This is a genomic window from Paenibacillus sp. FSL R10-2734 (assembly GCF_037963865.1).
Taxonomy (GTDB): domain Bacteria; phylum Bacillota; class Bacilli; order Paenibacillales; family Paenibacillaceae; genus Paenibacillus_AQ.
On sequence record NZ_CP150170.1, the window covers coordinates 3,238,056 to 3,254,454 of the forward strand.

Consider the following 16,399-nt stretch of genomic DNA (forward strand, 5'->3'; position numbering starts at 1 on the left):
TCCTCTTTATTTCAGGATGTCAATCAACTCAGGAGGTGAACAATGAAATGGAAAAGTTAAACCAAGCACTGTTAGCTGCTGCCCAGCAAGGAGATAAGGATCTTATAATAAAACTATTGGAAGACGGTGCAGATATTGACGCTACAGACAGTGAGGGTAGAACGTCTGCTATGATCGCTGTACACAGTAATCAACTCGATATATTTAAGCTTTTGCTTGAAAAAGGTGCCAATATCAATATTCGCGACAACCGTTCAGATAATCCTCTGCTCTATGCTGGAGCTGAAGGTATGCTTGATTTTGTGAAGGCTTCTGTTGCCGCAGGAGCGGATACAGCTATTCTGAACAGGTTTGGTGGAACTGCACTTATTCCTGCTGCCGACCGCGGTCATGTGGACATTGTGGAAGAGCTTCTTACAACCTCTGACGTCAATATTGATCATATCAATAATCTTGGTTGGACTGCATTACTTGAAGCTATCATATTGGGCGATGGAGGAAAGGAGCACCAAGCTATTGTTCAACTGTTAATTCATCATGGTGCTGATATTCATATTGCAGATGCTAAAGGAATTAGTCCTTTACAGCATGCGCAAAATAGGGGCTATCAAGAAATGGTAGAAATGTTAAGCTAAAATATGAACTTTTAAAAAGGAAATTCCATATTGAGAGGAGTTTCTTTTTTTTCTCCTCACATACATCTTTGTGATAAAATGAACGTACTTTCACTTTAGTGGAATCACAACAATGAATCAGATTGGAATTATATCATGAGACGAATAATTAAGCTTAAACTAGCACAAAGAATTTCATTATTAGTAATTATGATTGTTCTTATATCCATAATTTTAAGTATTACTGCGGTGGGCTATTGGAGTATTTATCATATGTCGAACAACATTAAGAAGAATGTTCTGAATATTGTAAATATTAGCAAATTATCGCCTATTCTGATTGAAGGATTGGAGAATCCTTCGGACAATGGTTATAAAATTCAGGATTTCATTGAAAAAACACAAGCAGCTAGTACCGACATTGATATTATGGTTGTTGCTGATACAGAAGGAATTCGTTATGGACATACTAAGGAAGATAGATTAGGTGATTTCTTCTCCGCAGAAGATCATGAAAATGCATTAAAATATGGTCAAACTTACGTGTCTACAGGACCAGGAACTTTGGGGGACTCCATGAGGGCTTTTGCGCCCATCAAGACCAAAGAGGGGGATATTCTAGGATTTGTTATGGCAGGTTCCCTATTAACTTCTGTGGCAAAGGCAAAGCAACAAATCATTCTAATCATGTTGTTATTCATTGCCCTTAGTGTAACCCTGGGCCTTATTGGTGCTTTTTATGTTTCACGAACGATTAAGCGTTCTCTACTTAATTTTGAGCCGGAAGATATTGCTAGATTATATTCAGAGAATAAAGGGATATTAGCCACGATTCGGGAGGGGATCATTGCCATAGATCTAGAGGGTAGAATCACATTAATAAACAAGCAGGCTCTGGAGTTAATTAGATGTGGGAACGAGGATGTTCTCGGAGAGTATATCACAAAAGTATTTCCACAAAGTAAACTACCTGATGTGATCGATACTAAAGAATCGATCTTCGATTACCAACATGCGTTAAAAGACATTATCGTAAACTCAAATAATATCCCCATCATCAATGACGATAAAATAATTGGTGGTGTATCCTCTTTCAGGGATCAAACCGAAATTATTAGGCTATCTGAACAAGTAACAGGTGTACATAAAATAGTCGATTCTCTGCGAGCTACCACCCATGAATTTAAGAATAAGCTTCATGTGATTCTTGGATACATTGAATGTGATAAGCTTGAAGCGGCTGTTAACTATATCTCAACAGTTAGTGATGATATACAGAATAATGTCAGTCATATTTTGAAACTAGTTAAAGAGCCTACGATTGCTTCCTTATTGATTGGCAAAATTAGTCGTGGTCATGAGCTGAAGGTTGATGTTCGATTACATGAGGATAGTTATTTTGACAATCAGTTTCTCATGGATATTAATAGTCTGGTTGTTATTATAGGCAACTTGATTGATAATGCTTTGGAACATTTAAATGTAGTGGATAAAAAAGAGAAAATCATTGATATTCTTTTATTAGAAGAGGAATCACTGATCCGGCTGGAGATTTCTGATAATGGTCTAGGAATTGTTGATATTTCATTGGCTTGTCAGAAAGGTTATACAACCAAAGATAGCGGCTTAGGCTATGGATTATATTTGGTGAAAGAGAATGTTGAGAAATATCAGGGACTGCTAGGTATAGAGAGCATACCTGGAAAGGGCACAACATTTACGATTATTTTTAACAAGGAGGGAACATCAATTGATTCGAGTACTTATCGTCGAAGATGATCCGATGGTTGCAGAAATTAATACACAATATATTCAAAATGTTAAAGGTTTTGAGGTCGTTGGATGGTCTGAAGATGGGGAACAAGCCTTGGATTTAATGGGAAATATGTCAATTGATTTATTAATTCTCGATGTGTTCATGCCAAGGATGGATGGACTTGAGTTACTCAAGCAATTGCGAAAGAGCTATAGTGAAGTTGATATTATATTCGTTACAGCTGCCAAGGAAAGAAATATTATTGATCAGGGCTTGAAGCTTGGAGCGGTTGATTATTTAATCAAACCGTTTAAGTTCGATAGAATCCGAATTTCATTAGAGAAATATCGGAAAAGATATGAATTATTCAATGATCATGAAGAAATAAATCAAGCTAATCTGGATTGCCTCTTTGAATTGAAATCAGAAGCCGAAGTACCTAAAGGGATTCATTGCCATACTTTAGCTTTGATTAAAGAGTATATAACAAAAGCTGAGTATGAGATCGAAGTTCGAAAACTTGCAGAAGATCTGGCTATTTCCACTGTAACTATAAGACATTATCTTGATTATCTAACTGAAATTAATGTGTTGACCAAAGATTTGAAATATGGTTCTGTGGGCAGACCTATTTATATTTATCATCAGTGCGTGATCTAGAACTCACTTTTTTTATTTGAAAAACTCTTTAGAAACTTTACTTATGTAGAATCCTTCCTGAGCTATGTTACGATCTTTGAAAAAAGGAGGCTTCTTTCAAAATGAAAAAAGGTTTAATGATTGCATTCTCATGTATCTTCTTAATTACAGGCTGTAATTCTGGTGGGGGTTCGACCGGTGCCAATTCAACCGAGGTCAGTTCTAGCGATGTCAAATCAACTAATCAAACTAAGGAAGTAGATGTTGTAGTAGTCGGAGGAGGAGGCGCTGGCTTAACAGCAGCAATAGAAGCTCATGATGCAGGTGCGAAAGTAATTGTGGTGGAGAAAATGCCTTTTGTTGGGGGGAACACTGTTCGCTCTAAAGGTGGGTTAAATGCAGCTGAAACTAGTGTGCAAAAGAAATTAGGAATCAATGATTCTATAGACACTTTCTACAAGGATACAATGGAAGGCGGTAAGAATTTAAACGATCCCCAATTAGTGAAATATTTCACGGATAATTCTGCTGAGGCTGTGGAGTGGCTGATTTCCATCGGTATGGACTTGGGTGATGTAGCTCCAGGTGCAGGAGCCACAAATCCTAGAATGCATCGTCCAACGGGTGGTAAAGATGTTGGGGCTGTTCTAATTGAAACTTTAAACAAGAACATGAAAGAGCGTAATATTGAAACAATAGTTAATACAACGGTTACAGAAATTATTGATGCTACTGGTAAAATTGGTGGTGTCAAAGCGATCAATAATGATACTCAACAGGAAATCCAAATTAATGCTGATGCAGTCATTGTAGCAACCGGCGGATTTGCAGCAAATGAAGCACTTTATACAAAGTATAGAGAAGATTTGAAAGGATTTATTACTACTAATCATGCAGGTGCTACGGGAGATGGCATTATTATGTCTGAACCACTTGGAGCTGGGTTAGTAGATATGGATCAAATTCAAACGAATCCTACTGTAGAACAAAGTAAGGCTGAAGTAATATCGGAATCTGTTCGTGGTCTTGGAGCTATTTTTGTTAATCAAGGAGGAGTACGTTTTACCAGTGAAATGTTAACTCGAGATGTGTTGTCCGCCAAGATATTAGAACAAGAGGGTAAATATACATATATTATCATTGATCAGCGGTTACGAGATAATATGCAAGCAATTGAGGGATTGATTAAAAAGGGTCTCGTTACTGAAGGCAGTTCGATTGAAGATCTCGCGACTAAACTAGCAATTGATCCATCTACGCTTAAATCAACGTTAGATCGTTGGAATACGTCAGTAGTAAATAAGAAAGATGAGGAATTTGGTCGTAATACAGGTATGGATAATGACCTGACTAAAGCCCCTTACTATGCAATTAAAGTGGGTCCTGGGGTACACCATACAATGGGTGGAATCAAAATTAATACAAATGCAGAGGTCTGTAAGAGTGATGGAACTCCAATCCAGGGGCTTTATGCTGCTGGTGAAACAACTGGCGGTATTCATGGTGCTAACCGGTTGGGTGGTAATGCGGTTGCCGATATTATCATATTTGGTAGACAGGCTGGCATCAAAGCGTCTGAGCTTGCTATCAAGAATGGAAGTCTTCTTAATGAGCAAGGGACTAAGGACACCGAAGTAAAAGTTACTGGGGTTAAGGAAGGTTTAGTAGGAAATTACAAAGATGGCACTTATACGGCTTCTGGTAAAGGTAATAATGGTGATTTAACAGTAGAGATAGAAGTTAAGGGAGGTCTTCTTCATAGCATTGAAGTTAAGGAGTTTTCTGAAACTGGCCCGATCTTCACCACAGTAGAAGAACAATTAATACCGAAAATTATTTACGAACAATCGACTGAACAGGATGCTATCAGTGGTGCAACCAATTCTAGCAAAGCCTTGATGGAAGCAGTGAAATTAGCCTTAGATCAAGCTAAATAAATGAAATGCGCAACTTTTGTTAGACGAAAAAAGGAAACTCCGCTCAAATGGAGTTTCCTTTTTTATCCTTTGAAACTAGGATTACTTACGTTCACAGACCTCATATTATAGTATAATCAGACTATATTGTTCAATAGTGAAAGATGGGAATATAGCACTATTAGATTTATCGAAGAATGAGGCGTACATGAGAACTTCGGAGAATAAGATTAAGTTAAGCCATATGTTTTACATAGTAGTATTCATCTGCCTGCTGCTTGTGGTGCGCTGGAGCTGGCATAATCACTTTTCAGCGTCCAATCCTCCCACAGTGAAGGAAGGTGTGCTGGATCTACGGGGAGTAGACATTGAATCACTAAGCTCTTTTCCGCTGGATGGAGAATGGGAGTTCTATCCTGAACAATGGGTGAATGCCACCAATATCGACAATGCGTCAAAGGGTCAGAGGCTTCAGGTACCGGGTAACTGGAATGCTAAATTCAATCCTCCAGCCGATCATGAGAAGGCATATGGTTACGGAACTTATCATTTGCGTATTCTGCTGGATCAGCCCTTGTCTGAGCCGCTTAGCTTTTGGTTTCAATCGGTCTATACTGCTTCTGAAGTGGAGATTAATGGAACAGTTCTCTCACGGTTTGGTGTGTTATCTGATAATAAGGAAGGCCATGTTTCTGTCGCGAAGTCATTTCTAATCAGTTATGCGCCTACGGATCAGAACCAACTGGATCTGTTTGTTCGAACGTCAAATTATGAGTCTCCGTTAAAAGGGGGCATTGTTCGGTCAGTGAAGTTTGGCATTCAACATGAGGTTGATACAATCTACTGGAATTCCATTGGCTTACAGCTTATCGTTGGAGTCATTCTTCTGCTTCACGGGTTCTATTTGCTGATTATCTATTTGATGGATGTGCGAAAAACAGAGTTATTTAATTTCGTTATGATGATGGTCGCAGGGGCTATGACCGTTGGGGTTAAGCACAACGGCTTGTTATTCCGGTTTCTTCAGGTTGATTTTGCATGGACGTTGAAGCTAAACGCTCTTTCATATATGGGGTTCTGTTTGTTCCTTTTCCTGATGGGTAGAGTTCTGTTGGGTAATCAGCGTAATGGTAAGGCTTTTTATAGCTACATCCTCATACTCCTAGGTTACACCCTATATATTGTACTGGGGCCTGAAGAGAACGTTCTATATTCGATTGAAAAAGGATACTACATGATCCTGTACTATGTTCCAATAATTTGGACGGCATATTATTTTGCGAAAATGGTATTCATTCGGGCTGAGGGTGCTCTATTTTTGCTATGCGCAGTACTAGCTGTAATAAATAATATATTGTGGGGGGCGGTCTATTACGCAGGAACCTCACAATTTATGTTTTATCCAGTAGATTTGATTGCTGCACTTGCGGCTTTCTCTGCCTATTGGTTTAGGAGATATTTTCATCAATCCCATCAAAATGTGTTACTGAATGCTCAATTGGCTGAAGCCAACAAATTAAAGGATCGTTTTCTGGCCAATACATCACACGAGCTGCGCACCCCACTGCATGGAATTATGAATATTGCCCAGAGCGTGTTAACGAGGAAAAAAAATGTGCTGGATAAAGAGAGTCAACATGACATAGAACTGCTAATTATGGTCAGCCGGCGGATGTCGCTTATGCTGAATGATTTGCTTGATGTGGTGAGATTGCAGGATAAACGGATCGTGTTGAATATAAAAGCGGTGCAAGTAAGGTCATTGGCTGAAGGTGTGCTGGATATGCTACGCTTCCTCACTGGCGGGACGAAGGTGGAGCTTCGCCAGAATATAAATGAGGATTTACCGCGTGTTTATGCTGATGAGGAGCGATTGGTACAGATTCTGATTAATTTGGTTCATAATGCGCTTAAATACACCGAACAGGGAAGGGTAGAGCTGGCAGCAGAACAAGTAGGCGAGGATGTATGGATACATGTCACGGATACTGGAATAGGTATGGATGAGGCATTGCAAAAGCGTGTGTTTATGCGCTATGAACAAGGGGCTCACAGCGAAGGTGGTATTGGCCTTGGACTTAGTATCTGTAAGGAGTTGGTTGAACTGCACGGCAGTGATTTATTTCTGCAATCGCAGCCAGGCCACGGTAGCAAGTTCAGCTTCAAGTTACCCGTAGCAGATGAGAGTTTGCAGTTACCTATTCCTGATGTTCATTTAGAAATGGAAACGGACGCTATGTCACCATTCAGCAGGTGGATAAACACAGAGAGATCTGCTATGGAAGCTGCCACATACAGTACGAAGGAAGCTGAGTCGCTCTCGAAGCTTGAAACAGGTTCTGACATCATTCGGATTCTGGCGGTAGACGATGATTCGGTCAATTTAAAAGTTTTGCAAAATATTTTGTCAGATGGAGCTTATCGGATTGAGACAACGACTTCTGCACGTGAGGCGCTGGATAAGTTACATCATGAGCGGTTTGATTTGGTCATCGCTGATGTGATGATGCCAGGCATGTCTGGTTATGAATTAACAAGATTAATTCGTGAGCGATTCACAATGTATGAACTGCCTATTATTCTACTGACCGCTCGAAGTGAGCCGCAAGACATCTATGCAGGTTTCTTGGCAGGAGCGAATGACTATGTCACCAAGCCAGTTGATGCAATGGAATTGAAGTATCGTGCTTGGTCTCTCTCTTCTATGAAGCAAGCGGTCAATGATCGATTGCGGATGGAGGGGGCTTATTTACAAGCACAGATTCATCCACATTTTCTCTTCAATACACTGAATTCGATTATGTCCTTGAGTGATTTTGATACTGGAAAGATGAGAGACCTATCAGAAGCTTTTACTACTTATCTGCGCATCAGCTTTGACTTCTTGAATGTTGGTAAGCTTGTTACTTTGTCGAGGGAACTTGAGCTAGTGGAGAATTATGTATATATCCAGCAGCAGCGTTTTGAAGAGAGATTGCATGTGGAATGGGAAGTGGACGCGGATCTTGAGCTTTTAATCCCTCCGCTTACGATTCAGCCACTAGTCGAGAATGCCGTTCGGCACGGGGTTTTAAGTCGGGCTAAAGGTGGAACGCTACGCATTCACATTGAGACACATGCGGATGCTGTCCATTTTAACATTGCAGATACGGGGATTGGGATGAACGAAGCTCAAGTCAGTAAGTTGTTAAATCCTAAGGGCTATAAGGATCAAGGGATTGGACTGCTTAATACAGATCGAAGATTGACTCAATTGTATGGGCAAGGCTTGAAGATTCAAAGTATTCCTGGCGTGGGAACTACGGTGTCATTTATTATTCCTGATCAGGATTGATTGTGTAAAGCAAGATTAGTAGATTGAATCTGATAGTGATCATGGGGTAACTCCTTGGAGTTATCCCTTTTTGCTGTTTGAAAAAGTTCAATTGGTAATAATTTTAGAAAAATATGTAATTATTTCACTATTGTTCCATCATAGATTGTAAAAACAAAACCTACCTGCCATTATTACAAAGAAAGGAAAATTTGTAATCAAAGGGATTGAAATCTTTTTATTTTAACTTTGGAGGTAATGATCATGAAGCATTCCATCATTGTACCAGTTAATCAAGATTACAACATCCTGACTCTATTTACAGAGTCTCTAATGAGGACCATCGAACCTTTCACGGAAATTATTTTCATCAATGATGGCTCTGGTCTGAAGGTCCAAGAGCATTTGGAGCGCTTACAGCGTGAAGCATCAGCAAAGGTAAAGATAGAGATTATACGTCATGAATATCCGAAAGGCTGTGCAATATCAATTAACGAAGCGTTAAGTAACGTGCAAGGCAATTATATTTATTTGCTAGATTCCGATATCATCCTCAATCCAAATTGGCAAGAGCAAATGGAAGATACGTTGAATAGCAGCCCTTCCATCGGCATGGTTGGCGGTGTGCTCCTCTACCCGCAGACGGGTGGGATACAGCATTGCGGTATTACTTTTGCAGATACCATTGGCCGCCATTTGTTTCTGAATGCAACGCTTGAGGATATTCCACAGCATATATTTGAGGTGCAAATGGTTATCTTCGCAATGTTTGCCATGAAGCGAGAAGTATTCGAAAAAGTCGGGTATTTGGATGAAAAATTTTTTAATGGCTATGAGGATTTCGATTATCAAATGAGAGCTAAAGAGGCCGGATATACAACCGTAATCAATCCTAAAACCCAAGCTTATCATTGGGAAAGAAGCAATGGCATTCATCGGAATTTCAATCGGAAGAACAACTTAGCGCGTTTTTGGAAGAAGTGGGGCAATCAAATAAGCAGTGATACGTGGAATTTCACTTTATTAAATCTTGAACATCGCCTTTTAACACACCGTCTTGAACATGGAGCAACTTATATTGGAGTCGATTTGGCTGAGGTTCGCAGCGATGCAGATTCATTGTGGGATCATTTACAACAATCAGAGCTCGTAACCTTAACTGACATATTAAATTATTCTAATCGTTTTAATTCCAATGGTGCGATCTGGCTGCCACAAGTTCTTGGCAAAGAGCTTATTCATTCTTCATCAAGGTTGTTGTTCTTGGTAGACAATTTCACTCGATTACTCGACAACCGATATTGGATTGAAATACGGCGGAAAGCTTCACACGATGATCTTATCGTAGATTTATATGGAAATGTGCTTTTAATCAACCAGATATACGCTAGCTGCTGGCCTGGAACGAAGGTTCGCTGAATGAAGGAGATCCCAATGGAACCGACTAAACAGCACCATAATTTCACAAAAAGTTTGGATTGGCTAGAGCAAGCTTCCACAATTATTCCAGGTGGATGCAGCACACTCGCCAAAACACCAGAGAGACTTTTCCCCGGTTTCACAGCTTTATGCTGTGCGGAAGCAAATGGAGCAAACTTTACTGATATTGATGGTAATGAATGGCTGGATTGTGAGATGGCAATGGGAACTGTGCCGTGGGGACATGCACGAGTAGAAGTAACAGATGCGATTATACAACAATTAACAAAAGGGACCAGCTTCTCAACTGCGGCGGATTTAGAGCTAGAAGCTGCGAAGCTCATTCTAAAAAGATTTGACGAACGTTATAAGATGTTGAAATTTGCGAAAGGAGGGGCTGATGTTGTAAGTGCGGCTATTCGTGTATCTCGTGCCTATAGTGGAAAATCAAAGGTGATTGCCACAGGGTATCATGGTTGGCATGATTGGTCTGCTTACGGGTATTACGGTGAAAATACGGAAGCCCTTGGATTACCGCCATTCATTAGAGACACTACATATTTTATGAACGGTGACGCATTTGAAACTTTGAAGCTAATTAAGCGCGATGCTGATGATATTGCTTGTATTGTGTTATGTCCGAACGAATGGAAGAAAGAAGAGCTTAGTGTCGTTGTCGACAGCTGTAAACAAAGGAATATAACCGTCATCTTCGACGAAGTCACTTCAGGCATTCGGATGGGAAAACAGGCAACAGCGGGTGAATATGATATTTGGCCAGACATATTATGTCTCTCAAAAGGAATGGCTAACGGATTGCCTTTAGCGGTTATTATGGGCGGCGAGCGATGGATGAAGTTATTGACGGACGTTCGGTTCAGCGCTGCGCATGCAAGTGAGACGATTGCTTTAGCAGCGCTAATTGCCTGCGAGCAATTAATCCAGCAGGCTCCTGTCTGGCCAAGTTGGCGTGCTAGAACCACTCGGTTAATCCATGATCTGAAAGAAATGATTGAGCTGCTTGAAATTCAGGATTTAGAGCTGCAAGGCACATATGCAAGCTTTTGTATTCGTAAACATGCCTGCGATCAATTTTATAATGATCCGTTCCGTGAGTTTCTTGTGAAACGGCTGGCGAAAGACGGCATTTTCAGCAAAGGATTTTTCGTGTTCTCTGATAGTCATACTGATGCGGATTATGACCGAATCCAGCAATCCATTCAGTCAGCATTGCAAGTCTGGAGTGTTTCTAGCAAAGAACAAATTAAATAATATATTAGGAGGAATATCAAATGAAAGCACTTGTATACACAGCACCAAAAACAGTTGAACTAATGGAAATGGAAGAGCCGAATATTCAATCTGATATTCAAGTAAAGGTTAAGATTTATGGATCGGGTATTTGTGGGACCGACTTGAATGTCATTAAAGGTAAAATTTTTGCCAACAAGGGCACTGTGATCGGGCATGAGGGAGTAGGTACTGTAGTAGAAGTAGGCAAGCGGGTTCGTAGCGTTAGTGTTGGTGATCGGGTTATCGTTGACCCTACCCAAGCTTGCGGAGTATGTCATTATTGTCGGAAGAGTCAATTTTGCTACTGTGAAAATTTTGAGGACCATCAGGTGGGAATGACCATACATGGCACTTTCGCAGAATATTACGTCGGTGAAGAAAAGTATATGTACAAAATTCCAAGCTCGATGAGCTGGGAAACGGCAATGCTAATTGAACCGCTTGGTTGTGTGCTGAATACGTTTCTGAAAGCGGACATTAAGCCAAGTGATTCAGTGGTTGTATTAGGTTCTGGAGCTATAGGATCTTTATGCCAGCTTATCAGCAAACGCCTCGGACGTCTGACAGTAGGAACGGAGCCAGACGATTATCGCCGCAACTTTGCCAGCAACATTGCCGATCATGTATTTGATCCAGCCGACATGTCCATTGAATCGGTCCTAGCTTTGAATGATAATCGTAAATTCGATATTGTTGTGGATTGTGTAGGAAATCAATTGCATACCGCACTAGAATTGATTGGTAAGGGCGGACGGATTATTCCGATGGGCTACAATGATCAATATGAAGTTTCCATTCGCCCAACGGACTTTATTAACAATGGTGTGAACATTATAGGTAAGGTTGCCGTTCATCAAATCGTTGGTATGGCGTTGGAATTCGCGCAAAGCATTCCAGAGCTTGAAAGTTTGATTACATCTAAAGTAGCATTGGAGCACTATGAGCAAGCTTTTAACGAAACTATGGGATATCATATGCGTACTGGTGATCCACTACCTATGACCTCAGTCAAATCGATTCTAGTATGTTAGGGTGAAATCAATGATTTTCCAAAAGTTCAGAGAGCTCCCAGACAATCCGCGCTATTCGATCTGGCTAGAACCGTTATGGGCAATTCCCGGTACGATTGTATTATTTTATGCCCCTTTGTACATGAAAGGGGCAGGTCTTTCTGATATTCAGATAGGCCTTATTAATTCAATTAACTTATATTTTGCGTTTGTGTTTCAGATGTTTGCGGGAGCGGTCACAAATAAATGGGGGAGGAAACGAACATCTCTTATTTTCGATCTAGTAGCTTGGAGTGTTCCAATGTTTATTTGGGCTTTTTCAAATAATTTCTGGCTTTTTTTGATCGCTTACTTATTGAATGCGACGAATAAATTTGTCACTGTCGCCTTTAACCTACTAATTATCGAGGACGTAAAAAAACAGCAGCGATCGCATGTTTTTGCAATGATGAATATTATCATTATTTCTGCTGGGGTGCTGGCACCTCTTGCAGGTGGGGTTATTAGCAAATATGGAATTATGCCGACGCTTAGCGTCATCTATTTCGCCGGCGGCATTAGTATGACGATCATGTTTGTTCTAAGAAACTATTTAACAAAAGAGACCGAAGCCGGAAAAGTGATGATCGAAGCGAATAGCAATACCCATATTTTGCGAGGTGTTCTCCAGAGCTTTCGTTTATTCGGACAATCATTGCGTGATCGGCAAATATTGCCCATCTTATTGATTACAATTATTTCAAATATTATTTTGCAGATGAACTTTTTCCAGGTTATTTATCTGAAAGAGGAGCTTGGCTTCAAGGATCAAATGATTTCGTGGATTCCGTTCATTACGGCGATTGCCACTATTCTTGTATACAGTGTTGTGATGCCTAGAATGAGAAATCAAAGCGATGAATTCTATGTCAAGCTGTCCTTGGCATTATGTGCAATAGGATCATTATTATTCTTGTTTATTCCAAGTGGAAATACTGTTATGTTGTGTATAGTGACAACGATATTGGCCGCAGGAATGTTCTTGCTTCCTACTTACAGAGATGCGCTGCTAATGAACCGGTTAGGTAAATATGAAAAAGCAGATATGTTCTCTTCTGTACAAGTAGTCATGTCCATTGTCGCGATTCCTTGGGGATATATTTCAGGACTTATTTATGCCTATAAGCCATCTTTGTTATTTATTCTCATCTTTATCAGCTATGCCAGCGTGATAGCCCTGGCTTTTCCTATGGGGCGAAAGACAAGGCGTCTTGTTGAAAAACCATTGATGATAGGAGAAGAAGAATGACTGTAAACTTATTCGTAAATGAAACAAGAAAACAACTGAGCTGGATGAATCGCCCTGCAACCTGGGAATTTACAGATTTAGATGGACTGACCTTATTAGCACCTCCCAAATCAGACTTTTTCCAAGACCCAGCAGGTAAACATATCGCAAGCTCAGCACCATTCTTATCCGTACCTGTTGGGGATTCCTTTGAAATGACAACCAGAATTAGTGTCGATATGCAGCATAAATATGATTCAGGATGCCTTATGTTTATGATAGATCATCATAACTGGGGCAAAATTTGCTTTGAATTTGACGGACAGCATCCCATAATTGTGTCTGTGGTGACAAGAGAAGGGATGTCAGATGATTGTAACTCCGTTAAAGTTGCCGTTGACAAACCTTATTTGCGTATCACCAAGCAAAATCATTGTGTCACCTTTTCCTATTCGGAGGACGGCGCGAATTGGACACTTATCCGATATTTTGGAATGAATGAAGGTGCTGAATGCGTAGCAGGTGTTGTCGCGCAATCTCCGCAAGGTGAAGGCTGCTCAGTGAGTTTCGACTATTTAAGTTTATCGGAATCGAAGCAAGAAAGCCGCTTCTAAACGAATAAATGAAGTGGGGGAGCTTATATGAAAGCAGTAATATTTGACTTCGATGGTTTACTGCTCGATACCGAAACGCCATGGTATTACGTATTCAAAGAAGCTTATTCTGCGTACGGACTGGAATTACCTTTGTCGCTTTGGGCCGGCAATGTGGGCACTAACTTTGAAGAGTTTCACCCTTATAAATATTTGGAACAGCAAGTAGGGGAACCAATTGACCTGAAACGACTTCAGTCTGATTTGGAACATAACTATGAGCTTCGCATGAAAAATGCACAATTGCTACCAGGTGTAGATGAAGCGCTGCAACAAGCTCGACAGCGGGGCATGAGGCTCGCTATTGCTTCAAGCTCTACTCGCGACTGGGTGTTTAAGTATTTGCAATACTTTGAGCTGCTACCTCTATTCGATGCAGTAGTTACATCTGATGATGTCAAATGTGTAAAGCCAGATCCTGAACTATATAAGCTGGCGATGCACCAATTAGGCGTAAGCCCAAACGAAACCCTCGCGTTCGAGGATTCACCCAATGGCTTGAAAGCAGCTAATGCTGCAGGCATTCGTTGTATTATTGTTCCGAATGAAGTAACTAGAGAGCTTGACTTTCCACCTTATGAGAGGAGACTAGCATCTCTCCTTGAATTTGATTTCGAGCAATTGTCGTTGGAGGATGAGCTAATGGATCTGGCATAATCGTGTAGTGATGATGACATAAAATAGAAACAAGCCGAAGCGATTGCACGCCTCGGCTTGTTTCTATATATAGTTGAAGTTTATTTCGCAGATACAGATTTGAACCATTCGTTAACTTCTTTAGTGATTTGGTCACCACCATTGGTTTTCCAATTGGCAACAAATTGGTCAAAAGCATCTACAGGCAGTTTACCATAAATGATTTTGTTGAAAGTTTCCATTTCGGACTGACGAAGCAGGTTCCATTTGGAAACCATCGTTGGTGTAGCAGCACCAGTGAAGTAGTTTTGTTTACGAACGTCTATTTGTGACATAACTACTTTTCCTGCCGCCCAGTTTTCTGGTTTACGGAACTCTGCCATTTGTTTTTCATAAGGTGTTTCAGCTTTCTCGCCATCAGCAAGTTTAACCAAGGTCTTCATAAACAGATCAGGAATACGTGCCGGACCTGTTAAGAATGGGAATTCATTGGAGAATTCTTTAATCTTGTCTTTATCACTTGTAGGTTTTCCATCAATCATGTCCCAATCGTAACCTTTAGCAAAGCCATATTCATATTGGCTGCCTGCAGCAGGGTTAGCTAAGTTATCAAGCAGGTAGTTATAGTACAAGAAAATCGCTTCAGGATGCTTAGCATCCTTGTTAATCATGATACTAGCGTTCACACCAGAATTCTGCCATTTGGTTCCAATCAAACCATCTGGTCCTGCTGGAACTGGATAACCTTTAATCTTCGCTCCAGCTACGTTCTTCATAAGATCGGGAGCCGGCCAGTCTGGAACCCAGTTAGCGCCTGGCAGAATCCCAGCTGCACCCTTCGTGAAGCTTTCAGCAGATTTACCTTCATCCCAAAGAGCGGAGTCCGCATGAATATAACCTTTGTCCATCCATTCACTAAGCTTTGCGAGTGCTTGCTTAGCACCTGGATTAATTGATCCATATTCTAGATTTCCGTCTTTGTCTTTGTTCCACTGTTCCTCAATCGTACCGTATGCCCCGAATAACCAGTCGAGTTGGCCCATCCAGGTGTTTGTATTGTTTTTCAAAGAAATTGCAAGCGGGTACACATCTTTAGGTGCTAAGCCATCAGGGTTTTCGTTCTTGAATTTGTCCATGATGATCTCAAGATCAGCGATGGTCTTAGGAGCCTGAAGATTCAGCTTTTCCATCCAATCTTCACGCAACCACAGAAGCGTATCATCATTGTCGGTATATTCAAGGATCGGCAGATTATATTTCTTACCGTCTTTAGTGAATGGGTACCAAAGTTCTGGATGTGCTGTAACGTGGTCTTTCAGAATCTTATTGGCATACTTATCAAACAATTCATCGATGGCAATAAACTGACCAGAATCAATTAGCTGATTGGTCAATACTGCGTTAGTTGGTACAAAAACGAAATCAGGCAGCTTCTCGCCAGAAGCAATGGCAAGCTGAAGTTTTTGTCTGTATTGATCGTCGTTTGCAGGATACCAAGTATCTTTATGCTTCATGCCGAGTGTTTCAAGCATCCAGCGATCGTGTACGTTGTTTTCTTTGGTATCACCTTGAACATACTTCTTAGGCATCAATACGGAGCTGAACTCAATCGGTGGATCGTATTTTCCTTTTGCGAAAGCAGCATCTGCTTCGGATTGGGTATTTTCAGTTGCGTTACCATTTTTAGCGTTCTCATTAGCTGTGCCGCTACTGCCACATGCTGTGAGAGTGATAAGTGCTGTGACCGTGAGTAGCGACCACATTTTCTTAAACTTGATCATTCTTCAATTCCCCCTACTGTGTATGATCTTTACAAGTGTAACTTTAACAACTTGTCGGGGATGTCATCTATATGAGATTTTTAGTTTCGATAGGACTCTATC

12 protein-coding genes are annotated in these 16,399 nt (G+C 40.6%); 11 read left to right on the forward strand and 1 reads right to left on the reverse strand.

What is annotated here, in order from left to right; all coding sequences use genetic code 11:
* Window positions 1-47: 47 nt before the first annotated feature.
* The 11 genes from NSS67_RS14150 to NSS67_RS14200 all read left to right on the forward strand — a co-directional run bounded on the left by NSS67_RS14150 (window position 48) and on the right by NSS67_RS14200 (window position 14,537).
* Window positions 48-635 (forward strand): ankyrin repeat domain-containing protein, encoded by a 588-nt coding sequence (locus tag NSS67_RS14150; RefSeq protein WP_339320131.1) that lies wholly within the window; start codon window positions 48-50, stop codon window positions 633-635.
* A gap of 135 nt (window positions 636-770) precedes the next feature.
* On the forward strand, window positions 771-2,393 hold the full coding sequence (locus NSS67_RS14155; protein ID WP_339320132.1) for a sensor histidine kinase: 1,623 nt from the start codon (window positions 771-773) through the stop codon (window positions 2,391-2,393).
* The gene (locus NSS67_RS14160; RefSeq protein WP_339320133.1) at window positions 2,365-3,030 is read left to right on the forward strand and encodes a response regulator; all 666 of its coding nucleotides are present in this window, start codon (window positions 2,365-2,367) and stop codon (window positions 3,028-3,030) included. The genes NSS67_RS14155 and NSS67_RS14160 overlap by 29 nt, the downstream gene beginning before the upstream one ends.
* A gap of 101 nt (window positions 3,031-3,131) precedes the next feature.
* The gene (locus NSS67_RS14165; protein ID WP_339320134.1) at window positions 3,132-4,946 is read left to right on the forward strand and encodes a flavocytochrome c; all 1,815 of its coding nucleotides are present in this window, start codon (window positions 3,132-3,134) and stop codon (window positions 4,944-4,946) included.
* Window positions 4,947-5,133: 187 nt separating this feature from the next.
* Window positions 5,134-8,259 carry an ATP-binding protein gene (locus NSS67_RS14170; protein WP_339320135.1) on the forward strand — a complete coding sequence of 1,042 codons (3,126 nt, stop codon included), beginning with the start codon at window positions 5,134-5,136 and terminating at the stop codon, window positions 8,257-8,259.
* Window positions 8,260-8,502: 243 nt separating this feature from the next.
* On the forward strand, window positions 8,503-9,657 hold the full coding sequence (locus NSS67_RS14175) for a glycosyltransferase family 2 protein (protein WP_339320136.1): 1,155 nt from the start codon (window positions 8,503-8,505) through the stop codon (window positions 9,655-9,657).
* A gap of 15 nt (window positions 9,658-9,672) precedes the next feature.
* Window positions 9,673-10,929: an aminotransferase class III-fold pyridoxal phosphate-dependent enzyme gene (locus tag NSS67_RS14180; protein ID WP_339320137.1), complete on the forward strand. Its 1,257-nt coding sequence runs from the start codon at window positions 9,673-9,675 to the stop codon at window positions 10,927-10,929.
* 20 nt (window positions 10,930-10,949) lie between these two features.
* On the forward strand, window positions 10,950-11,981 hold the full coding sequence (locus tag NSS67_RS14185) for an alcohol dehydrogenase catalytic domain-containing protein (RefSeq protein WP_339320138.1): 1,032 nt from the start codon (window positions 10,950-10,952) through the stop codon (window positions 11,979-11,981).
* 10 nt (window positions 11,982-11,991) lie between these two features.
* Window positions 11,992-13,248 carry an MFS transporter gene (locus tag NSS67_RS14190; protein WP_339320139.1) on the forward strand — a complete coding sequence of 419 codons (1,257 nt, stop codon included), beginning with the start codon at window positions 11,992-11,994 and terminating at the stop codon, window positions 13,246-13,248.
* Window positions 13,245-13,841 carry a DUF1349 domain-containing protein gene (locus NSS67_RS14195; protein WP_339320140.1) on the forward strand — a complete coding sequence of 199 codons (597 nt, stop codon included), beginning with the start codon at window positions 13,245-13,247 and terminating at the stop codon, window positions 13,839-13,841. The genes NSS67_RS14190 and NSS67_RS14195 overlap by 4 nt, the downstream gene beginning before the upstream one ends.
* A 27-nt stretch (window positions 13,842-13,868) precedes the next feature.
* Window positions 13,869-14,537 (forward strand): HAD family hydrolase, encoded by a 669-nt coding sequence (locus NSS67_RS14200; protein WP_339320141.1) that lies wholly within the window; start codon window positions 13,869-13,871, stop codon window positions 14,535-14,537.
* An 80-nt stretch (window positions 14,538-14,617) separates the two neighbouring features.
* On the opposite strand, the gene NSS67_RS14205 is transcribed toward NSS67_RS14200, so the two are convergent.
* Window positions 14,618-16,297 carry an ABC transporter substrate-binding protein gene (locus tag NSS67_RS14205; protein ID WP_339320142.1) on the reverse strand — a complete coding sequence of 560 codons (1,680 nt, stop codon included), beginning with the start codon at window positions 16,295-16,297 and terminating at the stop codon, window positions 14,618-14,620.
* Between the last annotated feature and the right edge of the window lie 102 nt (window positions 16,298-16,399).

What these genes read in the sequence shown, in the direction of transcription:
- NSS67_RS14150 (WP_339320131.1), top strand. Translation starts at nt 48, where the DNA reads ATGGAAAAGTTAAACCAAGCACTGTTAGCTGCTGCCCAGCAAGGAGAT.
- NSS67_RS14155 (WP_339320132.1), top strand. Translation starts at nt 771, where the DNA reads ATGAGACGAATAATTAAGCTTAAACTAGCACAAAGAATTTCATTATTA.
- NSS67_RS14165 (WP_339320134.1), top strand. Translation starts at nt 3,132, where the DNA reads ATGAAAAAAGGTTTAATGATTGCATTCTCATGTATCTTCTTAATTACA.
- NSS67_RS14170 (WP_339320135.1), top strand. Translation starts at nt 5,134, where the DNA reads ATGAGAACTTCGGAGAATAAGATTAAGTTAAGCCATATGTTTTACATA.
- NSS67_RS14175 (WP_339320136.1), top strand. Translation starts at nt 8,503, where the DNA reads ATGAAGCATTCCATCATTGTACCAGTTAATCAAGATTACAACATCCTG.
- NSS67_RS14180 (WP_339320137.1), top strand. Translation starts at nt 9,673, where the DNA reads ATGGAACCGACTAAACAGCACCATAATTTCACAAAAAGTTTGGATTGG.
- NSS67_RS14185 (WP_339320138.1), top strand. Translation starts at nt 10,950, where the DNA reads ATGAAAGCACTTGTATACACAGCACCAAAAACAGTTGAACTAATGGAA.
- NSS67_RS14190 (WP_339320139.1), top strand. Translation starts at nt 11,992, where the DNA reads ATGATTTTCCAAAAGTTCAGAGAGCTCCCAGACAATCCGCGCTATTCG.
- NSS67_RS14195 (WP_339320140.1), top strand. Translation starts at nt 13,245, where the DNA reads ATGACTGTAAACTTATTCGTAAATGAAACAAGAAAACAACTGAGCTGG.
- NSS67_RS14200 (WP_339320141.1), top strand. Translation starts at nt 13,869, where the DNA reads ATGAAAGCAGTAATATTTGACTTCGATGGTTTACTGCTCGATACCGAA.
- NSS67_RS14205 (WP_339320142.1), bottom strand. Translation starts at nt 16,297, where the DNA reads ATGATCAAGTTTAAGAAAATGTGGTCGCTACTCACGGTCACAGCACTT.